Origin of the sequence: Legionella lytica, from assembly GCF_044626755.1 — a bacterium.
GTDB classification, from domain to species: domain Bacteria; phylum Pseudomonadota; class Gammaproteobacteria; order Legionellales; family Legionellaceae; genus Legionella; species Legionella lytica_A.
Genome location: NZ_JBGORX010000009.1, coordinates 106,065 through 122,065, shown reverse-complemented (window position 1 = coordinate 122,065; position 16,001 = coordinate 106,065). Strand labels below are relative to the sequence as shown.

Sequence of the window (16,001 nt, the reverse complement as noted above, 5' to 3'; positions counted from 1 at the left end):
TGAAATTGATTCAATGTAGAGCTTATGGTTTTAGGAATTTTGAAAATTACAGAGTGCGTGTTAAGGTGCTCTGTGGGTGATTATAGCTGCCCCCTTAAATGGGAAAGAGCCCAAAATCCCCACAATGGTTTTTGAGGGGTTGGGATAGTCGATTGCAACTTATTGGTTTTACTGGCTTTAATTGGTGGGCCCACTAGGACTTGAACCTAGGACCAACGGATTATGAGTCCGCTGCTCTAACCAACTGAGCTATGGGCCCGGAAGAGGAGTTTATTTTAAACTTAAATTGAGTATTGCGCTAGTTTTTTTAGTAAGTTTTTATAAGCAATTGGTTTTATAGGATTTCCATGCGTTTTTGCGTGTGTTTTTGTGAGGCGATATGTTAACTTTGAATTATTAATTTGTTTGGGGTAATTATCTATGTCTTATGTTGGTCTTTCTAATAATGGTTCGACTCCTTTTGAGCGTTTATTAGGGCATGCTCCGCATATTTTGGAGCCTTGGAGTGCTTTGGAAGAGGCTTTTTTTAAGAGTACTACCTTTAGTGATAATTTCTTAGAGCAGGTGCGACGGGCTTTGGCTTTTACGAATCAGTGTCAGTATTGTATGGCTAAGGCTGGTCCTCCTGATAAAAATGTGGAAGAGGCTCGGTTGTTGGTGGCTTTGCGCTTTGCTAATAAATTTGCCATTGATCATCAGGCGGTGAGTGAGCAGGAAGTAAATTACTTAAAGGATTATTTTTCTGAAGCGGAAATTATTGAGCTGATTGCTTTTTGTAGCTTTATTTCGGCGTCACAGCGCTTTGGCGCGGTTTTGGGATTGCAAGAGGCGGCTAAGTATAATAATTGAAGGAGAGGGCGTCTGTGGCTTATTGATTCATTGAGCCACAGTCGAATTAGTATTGGGCCAAGGCCCAACCTAGAGTGAGTGCAGGATCGTCGACTAGCCTTCGTCGCCTTCTAGGAAACTTCTTAGTTTCTCAGAACGTGATGGGTGGCGTAGTTTACGTAGCGCCTTTGCTTCGATCTGACGAATACGTTCACGGGTAACGTCGAATTGCTTACCAACTTCCTCTAAAGTGTGGTCGGTATTCATTTCGATACCAAAACGCATGCGCAGTACTTTGGCCTCTCTTGGCGTTAATGTTTCCAAGATTTCCAGAGTTGCTTCACGTAAGCCTTCCGCAGTTGCCATATCAATTGGCGATTCAATGTTGTTGTCTTCAATGAAATCACCTAAGTGTGAATCATCGTCATCACCAACTGGTGTTTCCATAGAAATGGGCTCTTTAGCAATTTTTAGAACTTTGCGAATCTTGTCTTCGCTGAGTTCCATTTTTTCTGCTAACTCTTCAGGAGTTGCTTCACGGCCAGTTTCTTGCAGTATCTGTCGGGAAATACGATTGAGCTTGTTAATGGTTTCAATCATATGTACCGGAATACGAATGGTACGTGCCTGATCCGCAATCGAACGCGTAATTGCCTGACGAATCCACCAAGTCGCGTAGGTAGAGAATTTGTAACCGCGACGGTATTCAAATTTGTCTACTGCTTTCATCAAACCAATGTTACCTTCCTGAATTAAGTCGAGGAATTGTAAACCACGGTTGGTGTATTTTTTGGCAATCGAAATTACCAGACGTAAGTTTGCTTCAACCATTTCTTTCTTAGCGCGACGAGCTTTCGCTTCACCAATTGACATTTTTCGGTTGATGTCTTTAATTTCACTAATGCTTAAGCCGTATTCAACTTCAAAAGAAACCAGACGCGATTGGATGCGTAGAATTTCTTCTTTGTACTCGTCAATACGCGGCATATCTAATTTTTTAGCATGCTTAGTTGTGATGTTGCCTAACCATTCAAGCTCGGTTTCTTGTCCTGGGAAGGTATCAATAAACAGCTTACGTGGGATACGTGCTTTTTCAATACACAAACGCATGATATTGCGTTCGTATTCCCGAATATGATTACGTAGTTGGCGGAAATGGCGAGTTAAGCGATCCACTTGGCGTGAAGTTAACTTCAATTTTAAGAATGAATCCGACATTGCCTCTAACGCTTTTAATGTTTTAGCATGTGCTCTGCCGTGCTCATTTCCAACGTTCACTGCTACTTCAAGGCAGGCACGTAGATCGTCAAAGTAAATTTGTGCTTGCTCAGGATTGGGGCCGTCATCGACTTCACTTATGCCGCCTTCACCTTCACTCTCACTTTCTTCATCGTCATCCGCTATGATTATGGCTGCTTGCTGTACTTCATCAAGCATAGAACCAATGCTTGCAGCAGGGGCAACTTCTTCATCACCATCAGCAAAGCCGCTAATGATTTCATTAAGACGGATTTCTTGAGTGCTGACGCGTTCGTAATCATCAAGAACTAATTGAACTGTTTCCGGATAGTGAGCCAGAGATTTAAGAACTTGATAAATCCCTTCCTCGATGCGTTTCGCAATCCGGATTTCACCTTCACGAGTCAACAGCTCAACAGTACCCATTTCACGCATGTACATACGTACTGGGTCGGTGGTACGGCCGGTTTCTTTATCTACGGACGCAAGTACCATCGCTGCTTCTTCAATGTCAGGTACTTCTTCAGTATTAAGTAGAAGAGCTAATTCGTCATCACCTGGTGGGAGTTCGAATACTTTAATATTCATCCCTTCTAACATGCTGATAATCACATCGAAATGTTCGGTATCAACGATGTTAGGCAATAAGTCATTGATTTGACTGTAGGTCAAATAGCCTTGTTCTTTTCCTAGGCTGATGACTTTGGTTATCTGTGAGCTTTGCTGTTCTTGATCATTCATGGTCATAGGCACTTCTTTTTAAGGACAATTAAGCATTACAAAATGTTCTGATTATAAACTGGCTAGCAGGAACATGCCAGTAGTTTATTGAACTATTTGCACTGATTTGTTCTACCCCGCGCCAGGCTTGGAGTAGGGGTTGTTTACATTTCGCTGCTCGCGCCGTTTTGGCTCAAGTCAGAGAAATGTAAACAGCCCCGATAAGTTTTTAATATTTACACGTGACGCTCCTGTAACATTTTTTGCAAACTTATCCTTTCTGCTTCGGTTAACCCCTGTTGCCGGGATTTTTCAATAAGACGACGGATAATTAATTCTTGATTTTGTTTTTGCAAAAATAAGATTATATCAATAAATTCTTTGACTAATTCCGCTTCAGGAACCTGGTGATTCCAGGCTGCCAGTCGATTAATAAAGTCAAAATAAGAATGGTCGCGCCAGGTTTCAATTAATGAAGCCGTATTGGCTTGCGGATTTGCTGCAAGCTGTTGCAATAGCTTCAATAAGATTTCATGTTCGCTCGCATCCAATAAGTTAGGATCAATTTGTTCTTTGCACTTGGCATATATTTCCGGATTTTGTAAGAGCAGCGCTACGGCAATGCGCATCGGTGTGCGCGCAATGGTGGCGGTTTGTTCTTTTGCTGCTGGTGCTGGGGCTTTATCGGTGAGCAAGAGGTTAAGTCTATGGCTTTCGATATGAGTTAAACGAGCCAGTTCATCAATTAACAATTGCGTATAGGAACCTTCTGACATTTTTTGTAGAAAGGGTTTCACCAGGTTGATTAGCTGTGTTTTTCCGGCAGGGTTTTGCAAGTTAATGTTTTTAGCCAGAGTATTGAGGAAAAAACGGTGCAAAGGTATTGCTTGTTTTAATCGGTTTAAAAAACTCTCATTACCTTCTGCACGTACTAGACTGTCGGGATCATGTTCTTCAGGCAGGAAAATGAAACGAGCATCTAAGCCATCATTTAAGTAAGGCAAACTGCTTTCCAGCGCGCGCCATGCCGCTTGCTTGCCGGCATTATCACCATCAAAGCAAAACACAAGCGATTTAGTATGTTTGGCTAAGAGCTGAATATGATAGCTGCTGGTGGCAGTACCTAGAGTGGCTACGGCATTCATAATGCCATGTTGTGCTAAGGCAATTACATCCATATAGCCTTCAACCACGATGATGTAATCAATGGATTTTTTTTGCTGTAAAATTTGATGCAAGCCATAGAGCTCTTTGCTTTTTTGAAAGATTAGCGTCTCTGGGGAGTTTAGGTATTTGGGCTTCTGGTCATCGAGTACGCGGCCGCCAAAACCGATGATACGTCCATGGCGATCATGAATGGGGAACATCACGCGATTGCGATAACGGTCGTAAATTTTACCGTCGTCATTTTTAACGAGCATTCCCGTGGTGATCAATTCTTTTTGATCGCGAGGAAACGTTTTGTCCAGGTTATGCCAGCCTTCATTGGCAAAACCTAATTGGTATAATTTTGCTATTTCTCCACTTAAGCCTCGGCTGCGTAAGTAGTTAATTGCAGGTTGGCCTTCGTGCTTGAGTTGTTTTTGATAATAAAGATTTACCGCGGACATGAGTTTATATAAGTCCTGCGAGACGTTAGTTTTCTCATTTTGCCCATCACGTGGAACGGTAAGGCCCACACGGGTTGCTAAGGTTTCGATTGCGTCAATAAAGCCTTGGTTGAGATAATTCATCACAAAGCTAATCGCATTGCCTGAGGCTCCACAGCCAAAGCAATGATAGAATTGTTTCCTGGCAACTACGTTGAAGGAGGGGGACTTTTCATTGTGAAATGGGCAGCACGCAGTATAGCTGTTTCCCCTTTTTTTAAGGGGAACATAGCCATCAATTAACTCAACCAGATCAGTGCGTTGCAGGAGATCGTCAATGAATGGCTGCGGAATTAAGCCAGACATAGAGATCCTCAGCTTAACTTGGCCTTTATCAGAGTGCTCACTTGCGACATATCAGCACGACCTTGCAGACTTGGCTTTAACTGGGCCATAACTTTACCCATATCTGCCATTTTTTCAGCGCCAGTAGAGGTAATCGCATCTTGAACTAATTTTTCTACTTCAGCAGCAGACAATGGCTCAGGTAGGTATTTAGCAATGATTGCCAGTTCGAATTGTTCTTGGGCTACTAAATCGTCACGATTCGCTTTTTCGTATTGAGAAATAGACTCTTTACGTTGCTTGCTCATTTTATCCAAGATCACTAACATGCGCTCTTCATCGACATCGATACGCTCATCAACTTCAATTTGTTTTACTGCAGCAGTAATTAAACGTAATGTGGTTAATAGATTTTTATCTTTTGCACGCATTGCGTCTTTAATATCATTGTTGAGACGTTCTTTAATAGTCATGATCTAATCCTTATGTGAAGGAAATGAGGCTTGTACAAAAACCAAAAGGCCACAAAATGTGACCCTGGTCAATAATACAGAATGAAAACTTATTTACGGCGACGTTTTATATTTTGTCGTGATGAAGTGTCACGAGAAATTTTCTTTAGGTGACGTTTTACTGCAGCAGCTTGTTTGCGCTTACGCTCAGCAGTTGGCTTTTCATAAAATTCACGACGGCGTAGCTCGGTTAAAATACCGGCTTTTTCACAAGAGCGCTTAAAACGGCGCAGTGCGTATTCTGGGTTTTCGCCTTCTTTGACGCGAACTGTAGGCATTAAGTATATCCTCTAACAATTTATTCTCAGTAGGTGGGCAATTCTAGTTTGACTTGAAGCCCTAGTCAAGATTATAGCATGAAATTATTTTCGTTTTTATTTTATGTTATAATTTTCAGTTGATTTATTATTGTCAGGTTTGCCCATGTTGGTATTAGGTTTAGAGTCTTCTTGTGATGAAACTGGGGTTGCTATTTATGATTCGGATGCTGGCCTGTTAGCGCATGCCCTCCATTCGCAAATTGACACGCATAGGGTGCATGGTGGGGTGGTGCCGGAGTTGGCTTCACGAGACCATGTAAATTATCTTATTCCTTTGCTGGATGAGGTATTGCACCGAGCCAATCTTAAAAAGCAGGATCTTGAGGGTATTGCATATACCGCCGGCCCAGGTTTAATTGGTGCTTTATTGGTAGGGGCTTGTTTTGCTAAAAGTCTGGCTTATGCATTAAATATCCCCGCCTTAGGTATTCATCATTTGGAAGCCCATTTACTCGCTGCCAAAATGGAAACCCCTTCTTTGGAGTTCCCCTTCATTGCACTTTTAGTCTCCGGTGGTCATTGTCAGTTAATAGAAGTAAACGCTTTGGGCGAATATCGATTATTAGGCGATACCTTGGATGATGCGGTAGGGGAGGCCTTCGATAAGACTGCCAAATTAATGGGGATTCCCTATCCCGGTGGTCCGGTATTAGCCGCACTTGCAGATCAATGTGAATCAACTCCCTATCGTTTTCCTCGTCCGATGACGGATAGACCTGGTTTGGATTTCAGTTTCAGCGGTTTAAAGACTTTTTCATTGAATACCTGGAATCAGAGCAATAAAGATGAGCAAGCACGTTCAGAAATTGCTAAAGCATTTCAGCTTGCAGTTATCGATACCTTAATCATTAAGTGTAAGCGTGCGGTACAGGAGTCTGGATGCAAGCGTTTAGTCGTTGCTGGTGGTGTTGGCGCGAATAAGGCTCTGCGCTTGGCTTTGCAGCAATGGATACAGGGAATTGGTGGGGAGATTTATTTTCCTGCTCTTGAGTATTGTACGGACAACGGTGCGATGGTTGCTTATGCTGGCTGTTTGCGGATGTTGTCAGGGGAAAAGGATCCACAAATTGGGGTTGAGGTTAAGGCCCGTTGGCCGTTGGCTTGAGTGCTCTTTTTTCTTGAATTTGTTTGATGAGTTCACGGATATGTGCCTCAAAGAGCCCAATGTCGGCTTGCAGCTGTGCGCCGCGCAGCAGATAGGGAGCTAACTTCACCGGTGTCTCGGCGATAAATCGCAAGAGCCGTGCTTGTTTTTCGCGTAGCAGCTGGTGTTCGGGTTCATTATTGCATAGATTCCTTTAAGCACTGCTTTGCAGCGAGCAGATGATTTTTCTTATCTGCTAGCTGCTGCTGGTACGGTTTGCCAGGTTCTACTTTACCCACTCGAAAAACCTGACTGGATAGTCATCTCCAATTTTCGGTTGGTTACTATCATTTTTTTGGTCCTTGGGCTCGACCTCATGCGTCGCTGAGTGGTCTTCTTGTAGCAACTCCACCCTAATTTCAGAACCCTTAAGAAGGTGTTGTTCACCAGCATCTAGTGTTTGGTCAATTAATGATAATAAAAGTTCATCATCTGCTTCTACATCGTTTGCCTGTGCTGGTATTTCTTCTGGTGGTTCAACCGCTACAATCGCCTTATTAACGTTTTGTTTTTGCTGTGGTAACTCTATTTCCAGTGCCTGCTGTAGAAGATTCTGTTGTTTTCTTAGCCCCTCTGTGTGTTCGAGCATTATATCTATAGCATTTTTGCCCGGTACCGCAGAAAAAACGCCTGCGTCAAAATTGCCTTAATAATGGCATTATAGGCTTTAATCTCTTGAGCTTGATATACCGGCTGAAAAAGAGTCTCGTAAAGAATTCTTGGCTGAGCTGCTACAGATTTTTTCGCAAAAATCGGCAGCAAAGAGCATCGAAGAAAGACTCAAATTTGAATTTAAAATAGCAAAGCAAGTAGGGGATAAAATAGCCAGTACGAATATGGCCACACTTAAAGATTCTGATGCTATTGGCTTAATCACGATAATTAGTAGCTTACTAAAATATTATTGCATGCTGATGCCAAGACCCAGTGGTTGCCGAGAATGCCGCTTAGGAAATTCATGGCATACTCTGTGGTCGGGGACATCATTGCATACAGTTTATCTTGAACGGGTAGAAGCAACTCTAGCTAAGATTGATGAAATTCGTGGTTTAATTGAAAATAATGTGGCGATGGATGAGAGTGAAGAAGAGGCCCCCATTACTCTAATTTTAAATGAATGAAACTATCAGAAAGAAATCATCCTTTGGCTGTTAGGCTATCCCTTGTAATAAGGGGCGGGTAAATTGGTATGCTGGGCTTTGAGAGTGCCTGGTTGCTTGCAACCAGGCATTTTGAGTAGTTTTATCTAGGCGTTGTCTTTGGGGTCTTCATCTTTAGCCTTTTTCGCCTTAGGGGCTGTCTTTTTCTTAGGCTTCTTTTTGACTGCCGTTTCTTTTTTCGCTGTGTTTGTTTCTGGGGTTTCTTTTACACTCGCTTCTTGCGCAGTTGCTGCTCGTTGTTCTACTGTTTTGCGCGCGGAAGATAAGTCGATTACCTTAGCCGTTGCCAAATGTTCCTCTGCAGCAATATCAGCAGAATTAGCTGGAGGAGGGGGATCATCCATTACCTCTTCAATGACACTTTTTTGTTTGAATTTAACCTTAGATTCTGTGCCATCAATCAAACGAAGAATATTGTCTTTATGTTTGATCAAAATTAATACGGCCATAAAAAATATGGGAGGAAATATATTGATGCGACCAATAATCAGTATCGAATAGAACGGTGCCAAACCGATGGAAACAATTGAAGCCAGTGAGGAAAAGCGGGAGAATCTCACCACCAATAACCAGGTTGCTGTCACCATTATGCCCACAATAAATTGGAAGCCTAAAAGAGCCCCTATGGCAGTAGCCACACCTTTTCCGCCTTTAAAGCCGAAGAAAAAGGGGTACATGTGGCCAAGCACTGCAGCCAAGGCAACATAACTGATCAGGGTGGAATCTGCACCCAGTATTTTGGCGATTACAACAGGAACAGTACCTTTAAGTAGGTCCGTAACCAGAACGATGGTAGCGTATTTTTTTCCAGCGAGCCGCAATACATTAGTTGCGCCTGGGTTTTGAGAACCCTCAGAACGTGGATCAGGTAAAGCAAATGCTTTACATACTATCACTGCAGAACAAATTGACCCCATTAAATAGGCAAGTATGATCAAAAAAGCAGCTAAAATCACGGATTTACTCCTTTATTTAAACTATTAACATCAGTTTCGGGGATAAGAATTACCTAAAACATTTAATAAATCAATGCCTGTTTCGCTAAAAAATCCCCTGATTTCGAACTTTCAGAGTTTTCAGGCGTAAGAGAACTGACTCCTTATATTTTAGGCGATCCTGAGCTAAAATTCGTGCATTACTGTGCTTCCGGTAAAAAAAGTGCTTGCAAATTATTGGTGTATCTTCTACCAAACTCGGTAACTTGCCAATGTTTATCAGTTAAATGGACTAGTTTTTTTCCGGCCGCAACCTGTAATGGTCCCAACAATTCAGTGAGTGCTAATCCGGTGCGTTCCGTAAATAGCTCGAAAGGAATTGCTTGTTCCAGGCGCGTTGTATTCAGCATGAATTCAAAAATCAGCTCATCCCCCTCTACTTGTTGCCTATCCGCAAGAAAAGGTTTTTCCGGGTTTAGATAATCTTTAGGTTGACGATGTTTCCGTGTGCGTAAAACGCGAGCATCCGCAGTTATTTTTCCATGAGCTCCTGCGCCAATACCTAAATAGTCGCCGAATAACCAATAATTCAAATTATGGCGTGATTGCTTATTGGTTTTAGAGAACGCGGAAATCTCATAACGGGTAAATCCTGATTCTTTTAACAAGGCTAAACCTTGTTCCTCTAAGATGCAGGCCTCATCCTCAGAGGGAAGAGGGGGATTTTCTTTGTAAAAAACGGTATTCGGTTCTATGGTTAATTGGTACCAGGAAAAATGTTCGGGCTGATAGGATAAGGCGGTACGTAAATCTTCTATTCCCTGCGCGATGCTTTGTTGCGGTAATCCGTGCATAATGTCTAGGTTTAAATTATCAAAACCAGCATTGCGTGCAGCAGCAATAGCGCGATGTGCTTGTTGCTCATCATGAATTCGTCCCAGAACTTTTAAGTGCTCGGGATTAAAACTTTGAATGCCTAGAGACAGGCGGTTAATTCCGCTGTGTCGATAATCAGTAAAGCGCTGTTGTTCAACCGTTCCTGGATTTGCTTCCAAGGTGATTTCAATATCTGGAGCAAAAGGCAGTATTTTTTTTAATTCAGAAAATAAAATGTGATAGGCTTCAGCCGATAACAGGCTGGGAGTGCCTCCGCCGATAAAAATCGAACTGATTTCACGAGACTGAAACTCCATTAAATCAGTTTTTAAGTCGGAAAGAAGGGCCTGAATGTAACTTTGTTCTGGCAATACTTCCGGACTTTTATGGGAGTTAAAATCACAATAAGGGCATTTGCGAATACACCAAGGAATATGAATATACAACGATAAAGGAATCATTACGCTTTTAGACTGGCTTGTTTGGAAATGCAATAGTATCATGACATACGTTTTGTCACAAAAATGAATAAGAAAAAAGGGGATAACATGGCAAAGAGACGAGTTAGAGTAGCCGTTACAGGCGCTGCAGGGCAAATTGGATATGCATTACTATTCCGTATCGCTTCCGGACAAATGTTTGGTGCAGATACTGAGGTGGAATTAAACCTACTAGAGCTTGAGCCAGCACTGCAAGCATTAAATGGGGTTGCCATGGAGTTGGATGATTGCGCCTTCCCACTATTGAAGCGCATCGTTTGTACTTCTGATTTGAATAAGGCCATGGACGGAGTTAACTGGGCTTTATTAGTAGGTTCAGTACCACGCAAGCAAGGTATGGAGCGTTCAGACCTATTACAAATCAACGGCGGAATATTCACCAAACAAGGCATGGCGATTAATGATAATGCCAGTGATGACGTGCGGGTGTTTGTAGTGGGTAACCCATGCAACACTAACTGTTTAATTGCGATGCACCATGCACGTGATATTCCTAACGATCGTTTCTTTGCGATGACTACTTTAGATGAATTAAGAGCGCGTACGCAATTAGCACAAAAAGCGGGTGTTGATATTACTGCCGTAAGTCAAATGACTATTTGGGGTAACCATTCTGCAACTCAATATCCAGATTTTTATAACGCAAAAATCAATGGTAAGTCTGCTGCAGATGTAATTAATGATGAGGCTTGGTTGAAAGATACTTTTGTTTCTACAGTGCAACAACGTGGAGCGGCAATCATTAAAGCACGTGGTCTTTCTTCAGCGGCATCTGCTGCAAATGCAGTGATTACAGGGGTAAATCATCTTGTTTTCGATACTCCCGCTGGCGAGACGTTCTCTATGTGCCGTCATTCAGAAGGTGAGTATGGCGTTGATAAAGGGTTAATTTTCTCTGTTCCTTGCCGTCGCGAAAATGGTGAGTTAAAAGTTGTTGAAGGTTTAACAATGAATGACTACGGTCGTGAAATGTTTGATAAGACTTTAGATGAATTGAGACAGGAACGTGATACTGTTAAATCTTTAGAATTATTAGATTAATTCAACACTAAAATGATAGTTTAAACTCTCCTTCTTCTAATAAAGAGGGAGAGTTATCCGACACCGGATGACGATTTTGCCCCCCTTTCTTCGCCAATTCAGCGCTTTGATATCTTTGTATTAATTCAGAACTATCCAAAATAAATTTTGCTTCTGCATTACGTAATATGGTTGATATTGAACGACCATTAGACAACGTATCATTTAGTTTTTCTACCAGTTGTGCGGCTTTCGTAATCGGGTCGGGATTATTTTGTACAAAGTGAGGAATATGCTTAATTATTGCTTCTGCTAATTGTCGATCAGTTAAATAGAGGACCATGCGTGTCCGTACAATTTGCACAAAATTATGCTCTGAATCCATAATCAAGTCAGTTAAAAAATCCGGTTCTTTTTTCAGTTGAGCACTTAATCTTTGGCTAAAGCCAAAATGATCTCGGTATTCCAGTAACATGGTAATAATTGAGTTTGGGTTATCGTGTTTAATGGCAGTTCCTGATTTTTGAGTGAGCCAGGTTAGTAAGTCTGCCTCTTGGGATCGATGATTTAAGGCGCTGAATTGGAACTTGAGGGAAGCGTTAGAGTGAGACAGGTAATTATCCCATTTCATTGGCGGCAAATTAAGGGTCTTCGCCAAGCAATCAACTTGTGCTTTAATTACACCAAAGTCCAGATGCCATTTTTCCAGATGAGGAATAACCGCCTTCAGAAACTTTAATAACTCAATAAATTTTCTTTGGGGAATAGGATGGTAGTTATCCAAAGATTGCTTTAGTTGCTGAATCTCGGAGTACATAAAACGCTCATTTCTCATAGGTGCTCTATGAAACACTGGCTGCAAGGCATCTTTTAGTGCGGCAAAAGGATCTTTCATAAATCTATCCCCAAACAACCCCTATTTAATATTATAGTTTATTAAAACGCAAATGTACATAAATTGAGCTATATGTAGGCTTTTTGATTCCACTTGGCTCTATAGCCTTCGCCATCTATATGTGTTCTTATAGTTATCTGGATTTATAAAAAAACAAAAATCTGCTTTGGGTGGGACGCACGCAAAAGATTTTCTGTGAAAAAGAGCCTGACCCGGTTTATACTTTTGATTTTGCAGTCTTAATAGTGAGAGCGCTCATGGATTTGAGAATTGACAATACCCCATTCAAAGCCCTATTCCAGCCTTTAGACTTAGGCTTTACCCAATTAAAAAACCGTTTATTAATGGGCTCAATGCATACGGGCCTTGAAGAAGACAAGAGAAGTTTGAATCGCTTGGCGCAATTTTACCGTGAACGTGCGCTGGGGGGGGTTGGTTTAATTACCACAGGTGGTTTTGCTCCGGATAGAGCGGGGCGTTTAGCCCCTTTCTCTGCGAAATTGACTAATAGCAAAGAACAGCAGTTGCATGAGTTGGTAACGCAGACTGTTCATGATGCCGGCGGCAAAATTCTGCTGCAGGCCTTGCATGCAGGACGATATGGGTTTCATCCGTTTATCGTTGCTCCTAGCTCTATTAAGTCACCGATTAGTCCTTTTAAGCCTTGGGGGATGAGTAAATACCGCATAAAAAAAACCATCAGGCATTTTGCACGCTGTGCACGTCTGGCCCAATTAGCTGGTTATGATGGAATTGAAATCATGGGAAGTGAGGGCTATTTAATCAATCAATTCATTGTGACCCATACCAATCAGCGTACGGATGAGTGGGGTGGCAGTTATGAAAATCGCATGCGTTTTCCGGTGGAGGTGGTGCGCAGTGTGCGTGAGGCGGTTGGTGAGAAATTTATTATTGTTTACCGTTTATCCATGCTGGATTTAATCGCTGATGGCAGTAGCTGGGAAGAGGTGGTGCAATTGGCTAAAGCCGTTGAACAAGCCGGAGCGACCATCATTAACACCGGCATCGGCTGGCACGAAGCGCGTATTCCAACCATCGCCACGATGGTTCCTGAAGCCGCCTTTACTCCGATAACCAAACATTTAAAGCCTGAAATCAGTATTCCGGTGATTACCTCGAACCGTATTAATACACCTGAACTTGCCAATGAGCTGATTGAGTCGGGTGTTGCCGATATGGTTTCTATGGCAAGACCCTTTTTAGCCGATGCGCAATTTGCTGAAAAAGCGAAATTAGGTGAAAGTCGAGCGATTAATGTCTGCATTGCCTGTAATCAAGCCTGCTTGGATCGTATTTTTGTTAATAAAACCGCATCTTGCTTGGTCAATCCACGAGCATGTAATGAAAGCGAGTTAATTTATGAAGAAACTTCCGAACCTAAGTCGATTGCAGTGGTAGGATCTGGGCCTGCGGGTTTAGCCTTTGCAGCCGTAGCTGCTGAACGTGGCCATAAAGTCACCGTTTTTGAGAAAGCCGAGCAAATTGGTGGGCAGTTTAACTTAGCGAAAAGAATACCTGGTAAAGAAGAGTTTCAGCATACTTTGGATTATTTTAAGTATCAGCTCGAAAAATATGAAGTAAACGTACTTTTGCAAACCGAGGCTACGGTTGAGCAATTGAACGAGTATGATGAAATTGTGTTAGCAAGTGGCATTAAACCCCGCACTCCAGATATTCCCGGAATTGATCACCCCAAAGTTGTCAGCTACATCGAGGTAATTACCGGCCAAAAAGCGGTAGGGGAACGAGTAGCAATTATTGGGGCTGGTGGCATTGGTTTTGATGTAGCTGAATTTTTAACGCACGAACCTCATACGTCTGCAGCCGAATTTTATGATGAGTGGGGGATTGATGTAACTGGGCAACATCGTGGAGGCATTAAGCCTGCGCAAGTAGCCCCAAGCCCCCGAGAAGTTTATTTATTGCAGCGTAAAAAAGAAAAATTGGGCAAGCGTTTGGGTAAAACTACAGGTTGGGTTCATCGATTGAGCTTGAAACATAAGCAGGTAAAAATGCTTTCCGGTGTGACTTATGAACGTATTGATGATGACGGTTTACATGTGTTAATCAATGAAACGCCACAGCTTTTAGCCGTTGATAACGTGGTTCTTTGTGCCGGACAAGTGGAGTTTGCTGCACTGCAGGCACCCCTCAAAGAAGCTGGAAAAATAGTGCATTTAATTGGCGGTGCTTATAAAGCTTTAGAACTTGATGCGCGTCATGCTATTGATCAAGCTTGTCGTTTAGCCGCATTAATATAAACGGCTGTGTTAGACGTACCCTGGTGGCTTATAACCAGGGTACATATTTACTAATGGATAGTAAAACCAGAGATAGTACCGCTATTCAAATTAGCTACATAAACAAATGAGCCATTAGGAGTCACGATGACTGCTGTAGGCCCGTTTCCTGTTGCATAGGAGCCATTAGGTAGAGTACTTAATGCGCCTGTTGTCGAATTCACACTATCTGCATTGACGGTGTTCTGATTAAAATTCGTAACGTAAGCAAATTTATCATCAGGCGTTAAGGCAATACTTGAAGCACCTGTATCCGGGATGCCTGGGGTTACATCAGTTAAGGCTCCGGTGGTCGGATTAACAGAGTAGATCCAAATCGCAGTATCATAGGCGGTAGTTTTGAATCCAGACCCATTATTGGCCGCCACATAAACAAAGGTGCCCGTGGAGTTGATAATAATCTTTCCGGGATACAATCCTGTGAGGAAGGGGCTACCTGGCATCTCGGTTGGTTCCCCTGTAGTTTGGTTAATTGTATAGCCATAAATACGACCAAACAAATAATCAATTACATAGAGAAATTGGCCATTCGGTGATACGACGAGGCCTGTGGGCTGACTGCTCGCTCCAACAGAATAAGGACTTGCGGAAAGTTGTTCCAGTGTTCCGCTAGTAGGGCTCACTGTATACGCTGAAAGGTTAGCGCCATTTAGGTTGGCTACATAGGCAAATTGCCCATTGGGCGAGAAGCCAATAAAGACAGGGCTGACTCCGGCTTCATAGTTATCTACAGGACTTAAGACACCCGTAGATTGGTTGATAGTGAATTGAGCAACGGAGTTATTATTACTATCGGTAAAGTAAACGTATTGACCATTAGAACTTACCGCAACACCCCCATAGCTATTCCCTGGATTGTAAGGGCTTCCTGCAACAGGTGTTAAGACACCGGTAGTCGGCGCAATGGTATAACCACTACCACCCTCGCTAATGTTTGCAACATACAGAAATTGGCTATTGGGTGTTGCTGCAAGGTTGCTTGCGAAGTTGCCGCTTACAAACGGGCTTCCTGGAATAGGCACTAAAGCTCCGGTTTGAGGTGTGGAGCATTGCAGGGCATTAATATTAAAAAATGCGGCATTAGTATTGCTTCCCTGAACTACTACATTGGGAATATAAAACGCATTAGCATTAGTTGACGTGAATGAGATAGCGCAACTGGCTTTAGGTTTCAGTATGGATGGGCATCGGTTATTTTGCAGCACGTAACTTAAATAATTGGCATCAGTGGACGAGGCAGATATATTTCGTGCATTCACTATGGAGTTATTGGTAACAGTAATGAAACCTGGAGGGGTGACGCAACCTGTTGTACCAATATTTATGGTGCAGTTTTGAACAAAGTTGGAGCATACAACGGCGCTACGATCATTAACGGTTAGTGTTAACTCGGCAATCCCATTAGACGTATTTTTTTTTGAAGCATCTGATAGAGGAGGGGTTCCTGAAGCAGTTTGTTGTGCGAATAATAATATTAGTCCTAATAACCCTTTATGTATCATGATAAAAATCCCTAATTTTATTTGTTGACACTTTGGACTGTAACAAACGAATATGTAAAAGACAAAATATTAGTGCGAACTTCATGTTTTATATT

14 protein-coding genes and 1 tRNA gene are annotated in these 16,001 nt (G+C 42.3%); 5 read left to right on the top strand and 10 right to left on the bottom strand.

Annotation, left to right across the window (positions count from 1 at the left end; all coding sequences use genetic code 11):
- Window positions 1-182: 182 nt before the first annotated feature.
- A tRNA-Ile gene (locus ACD661_RS14960) sits at window positions 183-259 on the bottom strand.
- A 161-nt stretch (window positions 260-420) separates the two neighbouring features.
- Between ACD661_RS14960 and ACD661_RS14955 the strand changes: the two genes are divergently transcribed.
- On the top strand, window positions 421-849 hold the full coding sequence (locus tag ACD661_RS14955) for a carboxymuconolactone decarboxylase family protein (RefSeq protein ID WP_400188670.1): 429 nt from the start codon (window positions 421-423) through the stop codon (window positions 847-849).
- Between the two features lie 93 nt (window positions 850-942).
- On the opposite strand, the gene rpoD is transcribed toward ACD661_RS14955, so the two are convergent.
- From rpoD to rpsU, 4 genes are all read right to left on the bottom strand, one after another.
- Complete coding sequence (gene rpoD, locus ACD661_RS14950) at window positions 943-2,814, bottom strand: RNA polymerase sigma factor RpoD (protein WP_400188669.1); 1,872 nt, start codon at window positions 2,812-2,814, stop codon at window positions 943-945.
- A 209-nt stretch (window positions 2,815-3,023) separates the two neighbouring features.
- On the bottom strand, window positions 3,024-4,742 hold the full coding sequence (dnaG, locus tag ACD661_RS14945) for a DNA primase (protein ID WP_400188668.1): 1,719 nt from the start codon (window positions 4,740-4,742) through the stop codon (window positions 3,024-3,026).
- Between the two features lie 8 nt (window positions 4,743-4,750).
- Window positions 4,751-5,194, bottom strand: a complete 444-nt coding sequence (locus ACD661_RS14940; protein WP_400188667.1) for a GatB/YqeY domain-containing protein — start codon at window positions 5,192-5,194, stop codon at window positions 4,751-4,753.
- An 89-nt stretch (window positions 5,195-5,283) separates the two neighbouring features.
- Window positions 5,284-5,511 carry a 30S ribosomal protein S21 gene (gene rpsU / locus ACD661_RS14935; RefSeq protein ID WP_347573806.1) on the bottom strand — a complete coding sequence of 76 codons (228 nt, stop codon included), beginning with the start codon at window positions 5,509-5,511 and terminating at the stop codon, window positions 5,284-5,286.
- Between the two features lie 145 nt (window positions 5,512-5,656).
- On the opposite strand from rpsU, the gene tsaD reads away from it, so the two are divergent.
- Window positions 5,657-6,658: a tRNA (adenosine(37)-N6)-threonylcarbamoyltransferase complex transferase subunit TsaD gene (gene tsaD / locus ACD661_RS14930; protein ID WP_400188666.1), complete on the top strand. Its 1,002-nt coding sequence runs from the start codon at window positions 5,657-5,659 to the stop codon at window positions 6,656-6,658.
- A 265-nt stretch (window positions 6,659-6,923) separates the two neighbouring features.
- On the opposite strand, the gene ACD661_RS14925 is transcribed toward tsaD, so the two are convergent.
- A complete protein-coding gene (locus ACD661_RS14925) occupies window positions 6,924-7,286 on the bottom strand; it encodes a hypothetical protein (protein ID WP_400188665.1) in 363 nt (120 codons plus the stop codon).
- Between the two features lie 130 nt (window positions 7,287-7,416).
- Between ACD661_RS14925 and ACD661_RS14920 the strand changes: the two genes are divergently transcribed.
- Window positions 7,417-7,818 carry a hypothetical protein gene (locus ACD661_RS14920; RefSeq protein ID WP_400188664.1) on the top strand — a complete coding sequence of 134 codons (402 nt, stop codon included), beginning with the start codon at window positions 7,417-7,419 and terminating at the stop codon, window positions 7,816-7,818.
- Between the two features lie 125 nt (window positions 7,819-7,943).
- Here ACD661_RS14920 and plsY read toward each other — a convergent pair whose 3' ends face one another.
- Both plsY and hemW read right to left on the bottom strand, forming a co-directional pair.
- Window positions 7,944-8,813: a glycerol-3-phosphate 1-O-acyltransferase PlsY gene (gene plsY, locus ACD661_RS14915; protein WP_400188663.1), complete on the bottom strand. Its 870-nt coding sequence runs from the start codon at window positions 8,811-8,813 to the stop codon at window positions 7,944-7,946.
- A gap of 179 nt (window positions 8,814-8,992) precedes the next feature.
- Window positions 8,993-10,129: a radical SAM family heme chaperone HemW gene (hemW, locus tag ACD661_RS14910; RefSeq protein WP_400188676.1), complete on the bottom strand. Its 1,137-nt coding sequence runs from the start codon at window positions 10,127-10,129 to the stop codon at window positions 8,993-8,995.
- A gap of 87 nt (window positions 10,130-10,216) precedes the next feature.
- Here hemW and ACD661_RS14905 point away from each other — a divergent pair, with 87 nt between their 5' ends.
- Complete coding sequence (locus tag ACD661_RS14905) at window positions 10,217-11,209, top strand: malate dehydrogenase (protein WP_400188662.1); 993 nt, start codon at window positions 10,217-10,219, stop codon at window positions 11,207-11,209.
- Between the two features lie 7 nt (window positions 11,210-11,216).
- Here the strand turns inward: ACD661_RS14905 and ACD661_RS14900 are convergent, their stop codons facing one another.
- Window positions 11,217-12,083, bottom strand: coding sequence for a hypothetical protein (locus ACD661_RS14900; RefSeq protein ID WP_400188661.1), 867 nt, complete (start codon window positions 12,081-12,083; stop codon window positions 11,217-11,219).
- A gap of 257 nt (window positions 12,084-12,340) precedes the next feature.
- Here ACD661_RS14900 and ACD661_RS14895 point away from each other — a divergent pair, with 257 nt between their 5' ends.
- Window positions 12,341-14,365: an NADPH-dependent 2,4-dienoyl-CoA reductase gene (locus ACD661_RS14895; RefSeq protein WP_400188660.1), complete on the top strand. Its 2,025-nt coding sequence runs from the start codon at window positions 12,341-12,343 to the stop codon at window positions 14,363-14,365.
- A 50-nt stretch (window positions 14,366-14,415) separates the two neighbouring features.
- Here ACD661_RS14895 and ACD661_RS14890 read toward each other — a convergent pair whose 3' ends face one another.
- Window positions 14,416-15,906, bottom strand: coding sequence for a lactonase family protein (locus ACD661_RS14890; protein ID WP_400188659.1), 1,491 nt, complete (start codon window positions 15,904-15,906; stop codon window positions 14,416-14,418).
- Window positions 15,907-16,001 lie beyond the last annotated feature (95 nt).